Origin of the sequence: Bdellovibrio sp. HCB117, from assembly GCF_047305915.1 — a bacterium.
In the GTDB taxonomy this organism is placed as follows: domain Bacteria; phylum Bdellovibrionota; class Bdellovibrionia; order Bdellovibrionales; family Bdellovibrionaceae; genus Bdellovibrio; species Bdellovibrio bacteriovorus_B.
The window spans coordinates 2,540,456-2,555,004 of record NZ_CP178622.1 but is presented as its reverse complement, the minus strand read 5'-3'; the positions used below and the strand labels follow the sequence as shown (position 1 = coordinate 2,555,004).

Annotated in this window: 16 protein-coding genes; 10 read left to right on the top strand and 6 right to left on the bottom strand. The window is 46.4% G+C overall.

Annotation, left to right across the window (positions count from 1 at the left end; genetic code table 11):
* Window positions 1-9: 9 nt before the first annotated feature.
* The 3 genes from ACLWBD_RS12125 to ACLWBD_RS12115 are packed head-to-tail and all read right to left on the bottom strand — an operon-like array spanning window position 10 to window position 2,732.
* A complete protein-coding gene (locus ACLWBD_RS12125; protein ID WP_063204649.1) occupies window positions 10-759 on the bottom strand; it encodes a biotin--[acetyl-CoA-carboxylase] ligase in 750 nt (249 codons plus the stop codon).
* A complete protein-coding gene (gene nadC, locus ACLWBD_RS12120) occupies window positions 759-1,583 on the bottom strand; it encodes a carboxylating nicotinate-nucleotide diphosphorylase (RefSeq protein WP_063204648.1) in 825 nt (274 codons plus the stop codon). Before nadC ends, ACLWBD_RS12125 begins: the two co-directional genes overlap by 1 nt.
* A gap of 48 nt (window positions 1,584-1,631) precedes the next feature.
* Window positions 1,632-2,732 carry a response regulator gene (locus ACLWBD_RS12115; RefSeq protein ID WP_413568350.1) on the bottom strand — a complete coding sequence of 367 codons (1,101 nt, stop codon included), beginning with the start codon at window positions 2,730-2,732 and terminating at the stop codon, window positions 1,632-1,634.
* A gap of 35 nt (window positions 2,733-2,767) precedes the next feature.
* Between ACLWBD_RS12115 and lptG the strand changes: the two genes are divergently transcribed.
* From lptG to rpe, 4 genes are read left to right on the top strand one after another with little or no spacing between them, the layout of a single operon-like run.
* Window positions 2,768-3,847, top strand: a complete 1,080-nt coding sequence (lptG, locus tag ACLWBD_RS12110) for an LPS export ABC transporter permease LptG (protein ID WP_413568349.1) — start codon at window positions 2,768-2,770, stop codon at window positions 3,845-3,847.
* Between the two features lie 27 nt (window positions 3,848-3,874).
* Window positions 3,875-4,483 (top strand): peptide deformylase, encoded by a 609-nt coding sequence (gene def / locus ACLWBD_RS12105; RefSeq protein ID WP_413568348.1) that lies wholly within the window; start codon window positions 3,875-3,877, stop codon window positions 4,481-4,483.
* Window positions 4,480-5,427, top strand: a complete 948-nt coding sequence (gene fmt, locus ACLWBD_RS12100) for a methionyl-tRNA formyltransferase (RefSeq protein ID WP_413568347.1) — start codon at window positions 4,480-4,482, stop codon at window positions 5,425-5,427. The genes def and fmt overlap by 4 nt, the downstream gene beginning before the upstream one ends.
* Window position 5,428: 1 nt before the next feature.
* The gene (gene rpe, locus ACLWBD_RS12095) at window positions 5,429-6,055 is read left to right on the top strand and encodes a ribulose-phosphate 3-epimerase (protein WP_413570736.1); all 627 of its coding nucleotides are present in this window, start codon (window positions 5,429-5,431) and stop codon (window positions 6,053-6,055) included.
* 70 nt (window positions 6,056-6,125) lie between these two features.
* Here rpe and ACLWBD_RS12090 read toward each other — a convergent pair whose 3' ends face one another.
* Complete coding sequence (locus ACLWBD_RS12090; RefSeq protein WP_413568346.1) at window positions 6,126-6,623, bottom strand: NUDIX domain-containing protein; 498 nt, start codon at window positions 6,621-6,623, stop codon at window positions 6,126-6,128.
* A 144-nt stretch (window positions 6,624-6,767) separates the two neighbouring features.
* Between ACLWBD_RS12090 and ACLWBD_RS12085 the strand changes: the two genes are divergently transcribed.
* The 3 genes from ACLWBD_RS12085 to hutU all read left to right on the top strand — a co-directional run bounded on the left by ACLWBD_RS12085 (window position 6,768) and on the right by hutU (window position 10,839).
* Window positions 6,768-7,295 carry an outer membrane beta-barrel protein gene (locus ACLWBD_RS12085; protein WP_413568345.1) on the top strand — a complete coding sequence of 176 codons (528 nt, stop codon included), beginning with the start codon at window positions 6,768-6,770 and terminating at the stop codon, window positions 7,293-7,295.
* Window positions 7,296-7,621: 326 nt separating this feature from the next.
* Window positions 7,622-9,157, top strand: coding sequence for a histidine ammonia-lyase (gene hutH / locus ACLWBD_RS12080; protein WP_063204641.1), 1,536 nt, complete (start codon window positions 7,622-7,624; stop codon window positions 9,155-9,157).
* Between the two features lie 35 nt (window positions 9,158-9,192).
* A complete protein-coding gene (gene hutU, locus ACLWBD_RS12075) occupies window positions 9,193-10,839 on the top strand; it encodes a urocanate hydratase (protein WP_413568344.1) in 1,647 nt (548 codons plus the stop codon).
* Between the two features lie 55 nt (window positions 10,840-10,894).
* Here the strand turns inward: hutU and ACLWBD_RS12070 are convergent, their stop codons facing one another.
* The gene (locus ACLWBD_RS12070; protein ID WP_413568343.1) at window positions 10,895-11,251 is read right to left on the bottom strand and encodes a hypothetical protein; all 357 of its coding nucleotides are present in this window, start codon (window positions 11,249-11,251) and stop codon (window positions 10,895-10,897) included.
* A gap of 197 nt (window positions 11,252-11,448) precedes the next feature.
* On the opposite strand from ACLWBD_RS12070, the gene ACLWBD_RS12065 reads away from it, so the two are divergent.
* From ACLWBD_RS12065 to ACLWBD_RS12055, 3 genes are read left to right on the top strand one after another with little or no spacing between them, the layout of a single operon-like run.
* Window positions 11,449-12,459 carry an ABC transporter substrate-binding protein gene (locus ACLWBD_RS12065; RefSeq protein WP_063204638.1) on the top strand — a complete coding sequence of 337 codons (1,011 nt, stop codon included), beginning with the start codon at window positions 11,449-11,451 and terminating at the stop codon, window positions 12,457-12,459.
* A 6-nt stretch (window positions 12,460-12,465) separates the two neighbouring features.
* The gene (locus ACLWBD_RS12060; RefSeq protein ID WP_063204637.1) at window positions 12,466-13,284 is read left to right on the top strand and encodes an ABC transporter permease; all 819 of its coding nucleotides are present in this window, start codon (window positions 12,466-12,468) and stop codon (window positions 13,282-13,284) included.
* Window positions 13,281-14,081: an ABC transporter ATP-binding protein gene (locus ACLWBD_RS12055; RefSeq protein WP_413568342.1), complete on the top strand. Its 801-nt coding sequence runs from the start codon at window positions 13,281-13,283 to the stop codon at window positions 14,079-14,081. The genes ACLWBD_RS12060 and ACLWBD_RS12055 overlap by 4 nt, the downstream gene beginning before the upstream one ends.
* On the opposite strand, the gene ACLWBD_RS12050 is transcribed toward ACLWBD_RS12055, so the two are convergent.
* Window positions 14,078-14,509: a hypothetical protein gene (locus tag ACLWBD_RS12050; RefSeq protein ID WP_413568341.1), complete on the bottom strand. Its 432-nt coding sequence runs from the start codon at window positions 14,507-14,509 to the stop codon at window positions 14,078-14,080. The two genes, ACLWBD_RS12055 and ACLWBD_RS12050, sit on opposite strands and share 4 nt — an antisense overlap.
* Between the last annotated feature and the right edge of the window lie 40 nt (window positions 14,510-14,549).

The following is a 14,549-nucleotide window of genomic DNA, read 5'->3' as shown; positions in this document are numbered from 1 at the left end:
GATTTCCTCCTAAAGAGTCGTCCAATTGATTTTTTTATCGCCAATAAGCAGGCTGCCATCAGCCTCCATGCCGGTGTACTTTTCTTTCAACAAAGGATGTTGATTCAAAGCCGTCAACAAGGACAATTGATCTGTCGGACTTAAAGCTTCATCACAGTGAGAAACCGCATCTGTTAATTCAAATAACAAACGGTCCAAGAAGGCCATGTAGTCTTGACCCAATAGGGGAGCGCCCTGCGGTAAAGATTCAATCAGGCTTGTTGCGGTTTCAACCTCTTCAGGAGAAGCAGTGACATTAAAGCCCAGGCCAATGATCAAACGGACGTCGCTTCCTTGAACCAGACTTTCTAAAAGAATGCCCGCGACCTTTTTGTCTCCGATGTAAATGTCATTCGGAGCTTTCAAGTTCCAAGGTAAAAAAGGCCACGTTGTCGAACAAGCGCGGTAGACGGCGAGCCCCACCAAGCAAGAAGTCGTCGGTTGCGGTTTGATTCCCAAAAGAAAAGACCACGAACTTAGCAACGCACTTCCGTGATGGGCATCCAGCCACGTGTTTTTACCGCGGCCACGTCCAGCAGTTTGATGGTCCGTCACGTAAAGACACAAAGACTCTTCCAAAAGACTTTCTTCAAAGGCTTCTTCTTTAGCGAGAGAATTTGTGCTGTCTTGTTGTGTTTTGTAAGAGACATACAAGTGATTGCTTTCCGCCCACTGTGATGTCACTTGCCCAATACGGATGTCAGCTAAAGGAGTATCCATTAGTCCTCCCAGTGGAAGATAAGGCTCACGTCCGCGCAAGGTGCAGAGTGAGTCAAAGCACCGACGGAAATAAAGTTCACACCGATTTCTGCGACAGAGCGAACGCGCTCTAGATTCATGTTTCCGCTAGCTTCCGTTTCAACTTCGGCAGGGATCATTGTTAAAGCTTTTTTCAAAGTCTCGTTATCCATGTTGTCTAAGAGAAGGCGTTGAACGTTCAGACCGACAGCCTCTTTCACTTCTTCCAAAGTGCGAGCTTCCACTTCGATGGGAAGCTGAGAGTGTTCACGCACGCGATTCACCGCCGCTGTGATTCCACCCATCACAGAGATGTGATTGTCTTTGATAAGAATCGCAGTACTTAAATTCATGCGGTGATTCACACCACCCCCATGAACGACCGCGCGCTTTTCCAGTTCACGGAAAGCCGGTGTCGTTTTTCGAGTATCCAGGATTTTAGTCTTAGTTCCGGCAATTTGTTTCACGAAACGACGAGTGTGAGTAGCAATACCAGAAAGATGTCCCAAGAAATTCAAAGCTACACGCTCGGCTTTAAGAATTTGTACTAAGTCGCCTTCGATAGTGCAGATGATCTGATTTTTTAAAATCTCGTCACCTTCTTCAAAGTGCCACTTCACGCGGGCGCTGGGTTCTAAGGCTTGCATGGATTGTTCAAAAGCCATGGCTCCAGAAAGAACAATGTCTTCCTTGGCTTTCAGGCGAGCACGGCCCATGCGTGGTTTAAGTGCTAAAGATTCGGTAGTGACATCGCCTTGAGGCATGTCTTCTTTGATGGCAGCGCGGATGAGCTCCAACAATGTCATAGCAATCGACCTCTTTCAAAAGCACCAGGCTTTTATAAAGGCTGATGCTTAAATAGATTTCTCTGTTTCGCGGAGGATTTTATTGATCTCTTCGCGGATGATTCTTTCCGCGATTTCAGGAAGAACTTTCCAGCAAATAGACTCAATCACTTCGCGAGCTTCCTCACGAATAACCTTTTCCATCATATTGCCGTTTAAGTCTACTTTGGATTGAGAATTGGGCTGAGCATTAGAAGGTGCCGCTTTTTGTGGCCCTTTCGACAATGTTTCCATCATCTGCTCTTTCACTGATTTTTCAACTTTGTTAATGAAAGAGTCGGACTCTAAAGGAATCTTCGTCTTTGTCTGTGCCGCAGGCTTTTCAAAGCTGATTTCTTCAAAATCACCAGCGACTTCAATATGCGCTTGCGATAATTCGTCATCCTGCGGGATGACAAACTTAGAGGCAAAATCGTTATTTTCAGTCTCAGGCAAATTGATTTTAAATTTCGTCAAATCTTGATGAGCCCAACCACCTTCGTCATGCTCATCCGCCATTTTTGGATTCGTCAATGGAACCGAAGAAAATTCTTCGTCGTTCAACTCCAAAGGATTCACATCGGGATTTTCAATTTCAGGAATATGATCGAACTCATTTTCACCGGCTTCAGGAATTGCATAGATATTGCCGCTTTTTGAAGCCGTAACTTCCGCAACCTGCTGTTCTTGAGGGGCTGAAGGCGCTTCTTCAAACTCAGGCATATCCGGAAAAGCCAAGAAATTGCTGATAGGATTGGACTTGGTCTTTTGCACCAAATCAGTGACAATCGAGCGCAAAAGATCCGCATCAAAAGGCTTTTCCAAGCGACGATCGGCTTGGCATTGAGTGGCTTTGGCTTCGTCGATCTCCATGAAACCGCTCCACATCAACACAACCGGGATGTGAGCTGTTTCAGAATCGTTCTTAAGATCAGAACAAACTTCGTAACCTGAACGCTTTGTCAAAAGTACGTCGGCAAATACAATATCGGGTTTGAAGCTTTTGGTGACGGCTAATACATCAAGTCCCACGGGAACGGCCTTCACTTCGACACCGAAGTCAGACAATGCCAGTTGCATTACTTTTTTGATTGTGGAACTCTCATCTGCAAGCAAGACGCGTAAAGCCATATGGAAAGTAGAATAGGAAAACCGGGAGTAGTCAAGTGAACAGAATCGACAGATACACAACATGGCTGTTTTGGGGATATTTCCTGGGTGGTCTTTTGGTGTTTTCGACGATCTTCACCGCTGTCGACGCCATGTCTACGATGGTGAATTATAAGAATGTGGCTCCCTCGGCGCTCTTAAATTACTATCTGTATTCGCTCCCTGAAATCATTTCGAAGCTTCTTCCGGTTGCCTGTTTGTTGGGCACAATCTTGACGCTTTCAAGTTTGAATAAGGCGAATGAACTCGTCGCGTTATTTGCGAGTGGAATGAGTCTTCTGCGTATTTCCGCGCCGATCCTTATCTGCGTCAGCTTTATTTCTGTTCTGGGTTATTACGCCTCGGATCGCTTGATTCCAAAAGCGACGAAAGAAAAGAACTACATTCTTTATTATGATCTGAAAAAAGAGCCGCATCGTTTTTCGACGATCAAAACTGATAAGATCTGGTACCGCTCTAAGAACTCGATCTTCAACATTCAGACTTTGAATGCCAAAGGGGACCGCGCTCAAGGTTTGACGATGTACTTCTTCAACGATGCTTGGGATCTGGTGCAGATGATCACATCTCGCGAAGTCATCATTCAAGGCTCGCAGTGGCTACTTGAAAACGGTGCCGTCACGGTCTTTACCAAGAACTCCAGTTTTCCTTTAACGACACAGTTTAAAAAGAAAAACATTGTTATGGCCGAGGACTCCAAAGACCTGCAAAGCGCGGGTCAGACGGCCGATATGATGTCGCAGGCGGAGCTAAAGCACTTTATCGAAAAGAACAAAAACGCGGGCCTGGATACAGTGGCCTATGAGGTCGACTATCACGCCAAGGTCAGCTTTGCCTTTGCCGGCCTCGTCATGTGTCTTTTAGGCATCCCTTTCAGCGTCGGACGAGCTCGTTCGGGTGGTACAATGCTGAATGTCGGGATTTGCTTAGGGCTGGTTTTCGCCTATTACGTGTTTTATTCGTCGGGAATCACTTTAGGGCAGCATGGGACTTTGCCTCCTTATGTGGCTTCATGGATGCCCAACATTGTCATGACGGTCGTGGCCTTGGTCCTTCTCAAAAGGCTGAAACGCTGATATAATGGGGGCCTCTCGGAGGTTCCTATGATCATGAAAATCCTCACATTCCCAGATCCGAAATTGCGTGAAGTTTCTAAACCTGTCACGGAATTTGGTCCTGAGCTAAAAAAGCTTTCCGAGGATATGATCGAAACTATGTACGACGCGAACGGCATCGGACTTGCGGCTCCGCAAGTGGGTGAGTTGGTGCGTATGGTTGTTATCGACACTCGCCCTAAAGATGATAAAGGTCGTCGTTATAAGTACGAAGACATGACGGATCTTGAAAAAGCCGTTCCTCAACCGTTGATTCTAATCAATCCCGAAATCGTTAAAGGCGAAGGCAAAACAACTTTCGACGAAGGTTGCTTGTCTATCCCTGGTTACTACGAAACTGTGGAGCGCTATAACTATATCGAAATGAAAGCTTTTGATTTGAATGGCAAAGAGTTCATCGTAAAAACCGATGGTCTTCTTGCGATCTGTATGCAGCACGAGCTGGATCACTTAGAGGGAACTCTTTTCGTCGATCACTTGAGCTTCGTTAAAGGCAATAAGATCAAAAACCAAATCAAAAAGTACGGCTACCCTGTGAAAGATAAAGACAAAGAGGGGGATGCTCCGTCATCTGGAAAAGAAAAGTTGGAAGTGTGAGTAAGGTCCGCGTCTGTTTTCTTGGAACCCCTGAATTTGCCGTGACCTCTTTGCAAGCTCTTCTGAGAGATGAGCACTTTGAGGTCGTCGGAGTTGTCACTCAACCTGATCGTCCCGCAGGACGTAAATTGCAACTGACACCAAGCCCGGTGAAGGTTTTAGCTCAAGAACATAATTTAAAAGTTATTTCTCCTGAGTCCTTAAAAGCGGACGCTGCTGCCGTTGCAGAAATTGCTAGCTGGGGAGCAGAAGTTGGTGTTGTCGTCGCCTTCGGGCAAATTCTGACACAAAGTTTTTTAGATTCTTTTCGTTTTGGCTGCGTGAATGTTCACGGATCTGTTTTGCCGCGATGGCGGGGAGCGGCTCCCATTCAACGTGCGATTGAAGCGGGCGATCTTGAAAGTGGCGTGACTCTACAAAAGATGGTGAAGAAGCTCGATGCCGGAGACATCATCGGCATTCGTCGCGTGAAGATCACTCCCGAAATGAACGCTTTAGAGCTTCACGATAAACTTGCAGAGTTGGGTGCGGATCTTTTGCGTGTGGAGCTGATGGATTATGTGCGTGGCAACTTAGCGCCGACGCCGCAAGATGAGTCGCAAGTCACCATTGCTAAAAAAATTGAAAAGCATGAATCGCAGGTGGACTGGAATCTTTCTGCAAAAGCGATTGACGGGAAAATTCGTGGTTTCGTTTACGGGCCTGGAGTTTTCACTTTGCTTCAAGGTAAAAAGTTGAAATTGCATAAAGCGGTTCCCGTTAGTGGACCGGTGAGTGCAGAGCCGGGAAGCATCACGACAGTCAACGCGGATCACTTGTCTGTGGCGACAGGTGATGGCATTTTAAAGTTATACGAAGTTCAGCCAGAGTCTCGCAACCGCATGAAGGTGGCAGACTTCTTAAAAGGTCACGATCTTAAAGTAGGAGACAAGCTCGGTGTCTAAGATGGTCGCTCCCTCTATTTTGTCAGCGGATTTTGCGAATCTTGAAAAAGAAATCAAGGCCGTTGCCGAAGCGGGGGCAGACTGGATTCACGTGGATGTGATGGACGGGCGCTTTGTTCCCAATATCACGATCGGTATTCCGGTTGTTAAGTCTTTGAAGAAAGTGTCTCCACTTCCCCTGGATGTTCACTTGATGATCGAAGAGCCCGAGCGCTACGTCGAAGATTTTATTAAGGCGGGCAGTGATTATTTAACCATTCACGTGGAAGCTACCAAAGATCCTGTTGCGGTTCTTCGCCGCATTCGTGAATTGGGTGCTAAACCTGGCATCACTTTGCGACCTAAAACTTCGTTAGCGACTGTTCTTCCGCTTTTGCCATTGTGTGATCTTGTACTAGTGATGACGGTAGAACCTGGTTTTGGTGGTCAGTCTTTCATGCACGACCAAATCGAAAAAATTTCGAAGCTGCGCCAGGAAATCAAAACGAAGAATTTGAATTGTTTGATTGAAGTCGATGGTGGCATCAACGCCGAAACTGCGAAACTTTGTCATGAAGCTGATGTATTTGTGGCTGGCAGTTATGTTTTCGGTAAAGACTATAAGACGGCGATTGCTGCTTTAAAGTAATGTCTTTAACTAAATCTAAAATCTAAATTAATAATTCCTAGGTAAAAAAAATCGGCGCAATTATTCGTGATTATAAATTCACGAACGGAGATCCGTTTTCCAAGTAAACCGCGCCTTTCTTTTCTTCTATCGCAATCAGGCTATGCCCGACACGTTTTGCAACCGAAGGAGTGAGAAGTGTTAGCGCTTTTTCAATATCGACAAATTTATGATCGCGAAGCTCGTAAGGGTCTAAGCGGATGCTTTGTGCTTGCACCTCTGTCAGCTCTTTGGCGGTGAAAAGAAATTGGATGTATTCACCTTTGACGTCTTTATTGGAAATATAATCGACGGATACTAAATCACGCGGCTCAATGGCGATCGACAGTTCTTCGCGCACTTCACGGTGCAAACCTTCCAGAGGAGATTCTTCACCTTCGACAGTGCCTCCAGGCAAAATCCATCCCGGATTATAAGTTGGCTGCACTATCAACAAATCCCCCTTATAGAAAAGCAGTACGCCCGCGCCAATACGCTTTTTGGGCAGGGAGGCATAGAACTCTTTGTCATCCTTGAAGGTTCGTAACATAAGCGTTTCCCCTGGACTGGTTTTTCAACCAGAAGAACTCTTAGAAGGTCGTGTACGCAGTGGAAGTGTCATTGACCTCTGTAAAGAGTCCTTTCAAAATTTTAGACGAATCCTAAGTGTTTTGGATTACAAAAGGAGAATTTTATGAAAAAGCTCATGGCAGTCTTTGCTTTGATTCTAGGCTTTACAAGCGTGTCGCACGCCGATCTTTTAGTGGAGCCATATCTTGGCTATGAGATGGGTAAAACTAAAGATGACGATGGTAAAATTGACGGTACTCAGTTGGGGCTTCGTTTGGCCTACAAGTCGCCGATCATGTTTTGGGCGGGTCTTGATTATTCCATGGGTGTGAGTGCGGAGTATAAGCCAGATGCAGGCGCTAATGAAGATGCAAAAAGAAGCACGGCATATGGCGTGGTTGGTATCGACTTCCCAATTCTTCTTAGAGCTTGGGTTGGTTACGGCTTTATGAATGAAATTAAGTTGGATGATTCCGGTAAATTGAAAGGTTCGAACTACAAAGTAGGCGTGGCTTTTACAGGCTTGCCATTCGTGTCTTTGAATCTTGAATATTTGAACGAAACTTTCACAGAACGTGACGGAAACGATCTTGCGACAGATTTCAAGAACGACTCATACGTTCTTTCCGTTTCTTTGCCTCTTGAGTTCTAATAAAAAATCTAACAGCAAAACTAAAAAGGAGTTGGTCACCCAACTCCTTTTTTTATTTCCAACACCTTCTAGGCGCGAGTACTTTGCACATTCACGAGCTTCCTCTATCCTCCCGTATTGCCTAGCCAAGACCAGGGCGGCGATAAACTCATTTTGACGAGCTTTGCAAAGGAACTCTGTTTCCTTTTAAAGAAACGTTCCAAGACGACGCCATTAGGCGCCGCCTAAAAAAGCCCCAAAATTACGCAAGGCGCAAACCACACAGAAAGTACCTAAACTAGAGTCCTTGCGCTAGGATGCGGTTCGTTTTTAAGGGAGTCAGTTCTATGCAAATTAACGGTGAAAACATCACTTTAGAAAACCTTTACCAAATCGCGACCACACCTAGCATGAAGGTGGAGTTGGCAGCCAGTGGTAGAGCGGCGATGCAAAAATCTCGTTCCTATATTGAGGGCCGCATTTCTAGTGGTGAAGTGATGTACGGAGTGAACACAGGTTTTGGTGCCTTTTCTTCCGTTCGTATCTCTGACGCTGAAATTGAGCAATTGCAAAGAAATCTGATTCGTTCACACTCAGTGGGTGTCGGCACTCCGTTCACGAAAAAAGAAACGCGTGCGATGATGGTTCTTCGTGCCAATGCTTTGGCTAAAGGTCACAGCGGTATTCGCCCGCTGGTCGTAGATAAAATTCTTGAATTCCTCAACAACGACATCATCCCGGTAGTGCCTTCACAAGGCTCCGTAGGGGCGAGTGGTGACTTAGCTCCGCTTTCTCACTTAGCACTAACAATCATCGGCGAAGGTTTGGCGTGGGGTAAAGACGGTCAAGCCGTCGACGTTCGTGAATTGTTAAAAGAAAAAAACATCGAGCCTTTAGAGCTGAAAGCCAAAGAAGGTCTTTCAATGATCAACGGCTGTCAGGTGATGACGTCTGTCGGTCTTCTTTCATTGTGGGAAGCACGCCGTTTATTGTGGCTTGCGGATATCGCAGGTGCGATGTCTTTAGAAGGCCTTCGTGGCACACGCAAAGCTTTTGATCCCTTGATCTCGGCCACTCGTCCTCATCCAGGCGAAGCGAAAACAGCGCGCAACCTGATGAAAATTTTGGGCGAGACCAGCCAGATTTCTGAAAGTCATTCCATCAACGACCCTCGCGTACAAGATGCTTATTCACTTCGTTGTATGCCAGCAGTTCATGGGGCCGCTAAAGATGCTCTTCGTTATGTTGTTAAAGTTTTGGAAACTGAAGCCAACTCTTCAACAGACAATCCGTTGGTATTCGCCGATGAAAATAAAGTTCTTTCATGCGGCAACTTCCACGGAATGCCTGTGGCGCATGCGATGGACTTTGCCGGTATCGCCATTTCTTCTCAAGCCAGCATCAGTGAGTGCCGTATTTCTAAAATGATCTCAACTCAGATGAGTGAGCTTCCCGCGTTCTTAACTCCGAACGGTGGTTTGAACTCAGGTCACATGATTGTGCAAGTGGCGGCGGCTTCCTTGGTCAGCGAAAATAAAGTTTTGGCGCATCCTGCATCGGTGGATTCCATCCCGACTTCAGCGGAAAAAGAAGACCACGTATCAATGGGCACGATCGCCGCAAGAAAGTTCGCGCAAATTCTAAGAAACGCAGAACATGTTGTTGCTATGGAGCTGTTGTCGGCATGTCAGGCTATTGACATGTTAGCGCCACTTCAACCGAATGCGGCCGTGAAGGCTGTGTTTGATCACATTCGTAAAACAGTTCCATACGCTAAAGAAGATCGTATCTTCTACAAAGACATCGAAGCTATTAAAGCGATGATGCTTTCAAACGAGCTAGTGACCGTGGCTGAAAAAGCCGTCGGTCCGATGGAATGGTAATTTAATTTTTTATTTTGGCACCTTTTGGAGGGAAAATGTCTCGTGTTGTAAAGGCTCCTACAGGAAATAAAATGGTTTGTAAGGGCTGGTTGCAAGAAGCTGCTTACAGAATGATTCAAAACAATTTGGATCCAGTGGTGGCAGAGCGTCCGGAAGATCTGGTTGTTTACGGCGGTATTGGTAAAGCCGCTCGTAACTGGGAAAGCTTTGATAAAATTCTTGAAGCTTTAAAAAATCTAGAAAACGACGAAACGCTTTTGGTTCAATCGGGTAAGCCGATTGGAATCTTGAAAACTCATGAAGATGCTCCACGCGTTCTTCTTGCAAACTCGAACCTTGTACCGAAGTGGGCGACTTGGGAACACTTTAACGAACTCGATAAAAAAGGTCTGATGATGTACGGTCAGATGACGGCGGGTTCGTGGATCTACATTGGAACTCAAGGTATTATCCAGGGAACTTACGAATCATTCGTTGAAGCCGGTCGCCAACATTTTGGCGGAAACCTCAAAGGCCGTGTGATTTTGACAGCGGGCCTAGGTGGTATGGGTGGAGCGCAACCTCTTGCGGGTGTTTTTGCAGGTGCCACAGTTTTGGCAGTTGAAATTGACCCAACTCGTATTCAAAAACGTCTTGAAACAAAATACGTCGACGAAGTCGCTACAGATCTTGATGATGCTTTAGCACGCGTGAAAAAATACACAGCATCTGGTGAAGCAAAATCCATCGCTCTTCTGGGCAATATGGCGACCGTCATTCATCAAATGATTGAAAAAGGCTTCACTCCGGATCTTTTGACAGATCAAACTTCAGCACATGATCCATTGGTGGGTTATATTCCTGAAGGTTACACGGTCGAGACAGCGAAGGAATTCCGTGAGCGCGATCAAAAAGCTTATCTAGACGCAGCTTATGCTTCAATGGCAAAACACGTTCGCGGTATGCTTGCAATGAAAGCTAAAGGGGCCGTGACTTTTGATTACGGTAACAACCTTCGTGCGCGCGCTTACGAAGCAGGTGTGACGAATGCCTTTGATTATCCTGGATTCGTACCTGCATTCATCCGCCCTCTATTCTGTAAAGGCAGTGGTCCTTTCCGCTGGGTGGCTTTGTCCGGCGATCCTAACGATATCAAAGTGACAGACGATGCGATGAGAAAGCTTTTCCCTCACAAGAAGGATCTACTTCGTTGGTTGGATATGGCTGAAGAGCGTATTGCGTTCCAAGGTCTGCCGGCGCGTATCTGCTGGCTTGAATACGGCGAGCGCGCTAAAGCGGGCTTGATGTTCAATCAGCTTGTGGCGGAAGGAAAAGTGAAAGCGCCGATCGTGATTGGTCGTGATCACTTGGATTGCGGTTCTGTCGCAAGTCCAAACCGTGAAACAGAAGCGATGAAAGATGGATCTGATGCCGTGAGTGACTGGGCTCTTCTAAATGCCCTCGTAAATACAGCTTGCGGAGCAACGTGGGTGAGCTTGCATCACGGCGGTGGCGTGGGCATGGGATACAGTCAACACGCAGGACAAGTTATCGTTGCCGACGGAACTGAAAAAGCGGCTCGTCGTTTAGAGCGCGTTCTCACTGCCGATCCAGCAATGGGCGTATTCAGACACTTGGATGCGGGCTATGAGCTTGCAAAAGAAGTCGCTGAAGAGCGCGGTGTGAAAAGTCTTTGGTTATAAATATGAAAGAGCCTTCTGATAAGAAGGCTCTTTTTCTTTCAATCTTTAGTCAGTACTATCGTCTTCCTGCGGGGTTGACAGCATTCGGTTGTGAAACAGATCTTTGTCTTTCGCGAAAATCGCCACTTCCTTTTCTTGAAAGTTTCATCTTTGGCTGCGCTGTTAAACCTTCTTCAAGTTCACGTGCAGGTTCGCGCGGAGAATCCATTGTGGTTTCAACTCCGGCTTTAGCGCGAGACTTCTTAGGTGATGCGGGAGGGGCTTTTTGAGTCGCGCGACTTTTTTTCATTTCCATTTTTGTTTGGGCTAGCTTTGGCGCTTTTTTAGTTTTCGCAGAAGCGGATTTTGCTTTTTTACGAGAAACTGTTTTCTTCTTTGCTGCCGCCGTAGCCGATCTTCTTTTTTGTGCCATGACTACTCCTTGGTTTACTGCAGTATTACGGAAGACCTTCATTTAACAAAGTTTCAGAAATGACATCTGTAGGCCGACATTGAAAAGGCCTGTCATAAGACTTATTGCGGGTCGGGTCATTGCAGCGTTTACTGAAATGGCCGTGCTTACGGTGCATCCGACAACAAAAGTACGGCGTACTTCACGGAGGCTCGTTTATGCAACATCTTGGTGTTAAGAAGAACGGTAAGAATTCGAAGTTGATTTTGGGTTTCTTCTTCCTCTTACTCTTAAGCATCTTTAATTTAGATGCGAAAGCGGCTCCCGACTTAGTGCGGGTTGGTAACCTTAAGTTCGCTCACTACGGCGCTATCAGTTATCTTTCCGAGTATTGCCATAAGTATAATTTAAATGTCCAAGAGCGGGTCTTCGCCAAGGGATTGGATATCGTTCCAGCCATTATTGCCGGTGAAATTGATGTGGCGGCCAGTGCGGCCGATGCCGCGATTGCGGGAAGAGCCGGGGGGGCACCCGTCTTTGCCGTTGCGGGTTTTTCTAAGGGAGGGGCCCGTATTGTGGTCGCTAAAGATTCCGGTATCAAAACAGTAAAAGATCTTAAAGGCAAAAAAGTCGGAGTCGCTCGCGGGGGAGCCCAAGAGCTCTTACTTTATGCGGAACTAGCTAAGCACAATCTTACGTGGTCCGATCAACCCGGTAAAGATGTGCAAATTGTCTTCATGGCTTTTGCAGATTTAAATCAAGCTCTTCAATCTAAAAATATCATGGCGATGTCCCAAAGCGAACCGCAGTCTTCACAAGCTATTAACAAAGGCTTCGGCGTGGAACTTTTAAAGCCCTATGACACCGCGATGGGAGAGCCGATTCGTACTATGGTGATGACCGAAAAAATGTACAAAGAAAAAAGACCCGTAGCTGAAAGATTTATGAAGTGTTTTGTCGAGGCGACGAAACTTTTCATAGATAAACCCGAGATCGCCGAAAAGTTTGTCATTCAAAAAATGTTCAAAGGTCAAATCACTTCGCAAGATTTCAAAGATGCCATGGATAATGCGGATTACACTTACGACTTAACTGTCGAACACATGCAGATCACAACGGACATGATGGCAAAATACGGAGTGGGTCGTATGAAGAACCCTCCGAAGGCGGCGGACTGGGTGAAGTTAGATCTGTTGGCGGATGCAAAAAAAGCCGTCGGTGTTAAATAGTAGGAGATCATTTTGAAGAATTGGTCCTCATCTTTAAAGGGTATTTGGGTTCCTTTTTTGGTCGTCGCCCTTTGGGAGTTGGTGGTGCGTGCCGGATGGGTGAATCCCCAGGTCTTGCCAGCACCCTCATCTGTTCTTATCAAGTGGTATGAATACCTCTTACCCTATGAACCTTACGATCCCGCCAAAGAGTCATACTTCTCCTGGATGTTTTCCGGAGAACTCATTCGCGATTTGATCTCAAGCACCTACCGCGTGGCGGTGGGTTTTTTAATTGGGGCCGGCTTAGCGTTGCCATTGGGTCTGATGATGGGGGCAAGCACTCACGTGTATGATTATCTGAATCCCTTGATTCAAGTGTTAAGACCGATTCCGCCAATCGCTTATATTCCGTTGGCGATTTTGTGGTTCGGTCTTGGAGATCCGCCGGCTGTCTTTCTGATTGCTCTGGGCGCTTTCTTTCCTGTCTTGATGAATACAATTGTCGGGGTGCGCGCGGTGGACAGCATTTATATTCGGGCTGCCAAAAACCTGGGGGCTACTCCGGGGGTCATGTTTATGAAAGTCATCCTGCCAGCAGCGATGCCTTACATCTTAAGCGGCGTGCGTATTGGTATTGGAACAGGATTTATCTGTATGATCGTGGCCGAAATGATCGCGGTGAATAATGGTCTAGGCTATCGTATCTTGGAGGCTCGGGAATTCTTTTGGTCTGACAAAATTATCGCCGGTATGTTCTCTATCGGTCTTTTGGGATTAGCCATCGACTCTGCTGTTAGCAAACTAAATAATTATCTTCTACGCTGGCATCGGGGGCTTGAATGAGCAAGGCGGCCCACATTGAAATCGAGCACGTTCATAAAGTCTTTAAAGGTGATGGTGGAGATGTCGTCGCCTTAAAAGATATCACCTTCGATATCCAACCCGGAGAGTTTGTGTGCCTGCTCGGTCCTTCCGGCTGCGGTAAGAGCACACTGCTTAATGCGATTGCGGGCTTCTCGTTACCGACCGAGGGACAAATCAAAGTCGAACAAAAATTGATTGCCGAACCCGGCCCGGACCGCGGCATGGTCTTTCAAGAATATGCGCTCTTTCCCTGGATGACGGTCGAAGAAAACATCGTCTTCGGTCTTAAGATTCGTAAAGAGAATCCAGATAAAATCACCAAGAAGTTGGATGATCTTTTAAGAATTTTAAAACTAACGGATTTCAAAAAACGTTTCCCCAAAGATCTTTCCGGAGGAATGAGGCAGCGTGTGGCCATCGCAAGAGTCCTTGCTCTGGATTCACCAATCATGCTGATGGATGAACCTTTCGGTGCCTTAGATGCCCTCACTCGGCGAAGTCTGCAAGATGAGCTTTTAAAAATTTGGAGCGAGTTTAAAAAGACCATCGTCTTTGTAACGCACTCGATTGAAGAGTCTATTTATCTGGCGGATAGAATCATCGTCATGAGTTATCGCCCGGGAACAGTGAAGCGTGATATTCATGTGGGAATTCAGCGGCCCCGTAATCCTGCATCGCCGGAATTCAATGCGCTTAAAAAGGAACTGTCAGAGCTCGTAATGGAGGAACAGAATCGCTTTGAAGAGGCGCAACTGCGTGGGACGACCGGAGATTAGTCGTCCTGCAAAGCGCGGGTGTTGATTTTGCCGCGAGATAAGCGAAGAACTTTGTGGCGGGCCCAACGCAAAACATAACCCAGAAGCGAAAACGCAAATCCAAATCCCAAGGTCGTCGCTGTTGAGATCAAACCTAAATGCAAAAAGTCTTTCATCGAAGGCGCTTCGGAATAAGAAAGCTTCAGTGAATTGCGAATGAGCAGGGGAAGAATGTATCCCAGTGTTACCAGCAAAGAATTTTCAATGATGTGCAGGAATTTCTTCGCTGCAAATCCGTGAATTAAAAACAGCAGGCATAAGAAGTTGACCGAGTCGCCAAAGACATTCCAACCAAACGCTTGATAAAGCAAAACGGTCGAGCCTGAAAAGAAAAGTACATAGTAAGTCCACAGGCTTCTAGAATGTAAAAAGGACTGCGAGTTTGGCATAGATCAAAGACCCTCTAACATTTACTCTATCAGAGGGGCT

Coding starts and splice junctions, on each gene's coding strand:
- hutH (WP_063204641.1), top strand. CDS start 7,622: ATGCAAATTAACGGTGAAAACATCACTTTAGAAAACCTTTACCAAATC.
- ACLWBD_RS12065 (WP_063204638.1), top strand. CDS start 11,449: ATGCAACATCTTGGTGTTAAGAAGAACGGTAAGAATTCGAAGTTGATT.
- ACLWBD_RS12115 (WP_413568350.1), bottom strand. CDS start 2,732: ATGGCTTTACGCGTCTTGCTTGCAGATGAGAGTTCCACAATCAAAAAA.
- ACLWBD_RS12050 (WP_413568341.1), bottom strand. CDS start 14,509: ATGCCAAACTCGCAGTCCTTTTTACATTCTAGAAGCCTGTGGACTTAC.
- hutU (WP_413568344.1), top strand. CDS start 9,193: ATGTCTCGTGTTGTAAAGGCTCCTACAGGAAATAAAATGGTTTGTAAG.
- ACLWBD_RS12070 (WP_413568343.1), bottom strand. CDS start 11,251: ATGGCACAAAAAAGAAGATCGGCTACGGCGGCAGCAAAGAAGAAAACA.
- ACLWBD_RS12125 (WP_063204649.1), bottom strand. CDS start 759: ATGGATACTCCTTTAGCTGACATCCGTATTGGGCAAGTGACATCACAG.
- ACLWBD_RS12055 (WP_413568342.1), top strand. CDS start 13,281: ATGAGCAAGGCGGCCCACATTGAAATCGAGCACGTTCATAAAGTCTTT.
- ACLWBD_RS12085 (WP_413568345.1), top strand. CDS start 6,768: ATGAAAAAGCTCATGGCAGTCTTTGCTTTGATTCTAGGCTTTACAAGC.
- def (WP_413568348.1), top strand. CDS start 3,875: ATGATCATGAAAATCCTCACATTCCCAGATCCGAAATTGCGTGAAGTT.
- rpe (WP_413570736.1), top strand. CDS start 5,429: ATGGTCGCTCCCTCTATTTTGTCAGCGGATTTTGCGAATCTTGAAAAA.
- ACLWBD_RS12090 (WP_413568346.1), bottom strand. CDS start 6,623: ATGTTACGAACCTTCAAGGATGACAAAGAGTTCTATGCCTCCCTGCCC.
- nadC (WP_063204648.1), bottom strand. CDS start 1,583: ATGACATTGTTGGAGCTCATCCGCGCTGCCATCAAAGAAGACATGCCT.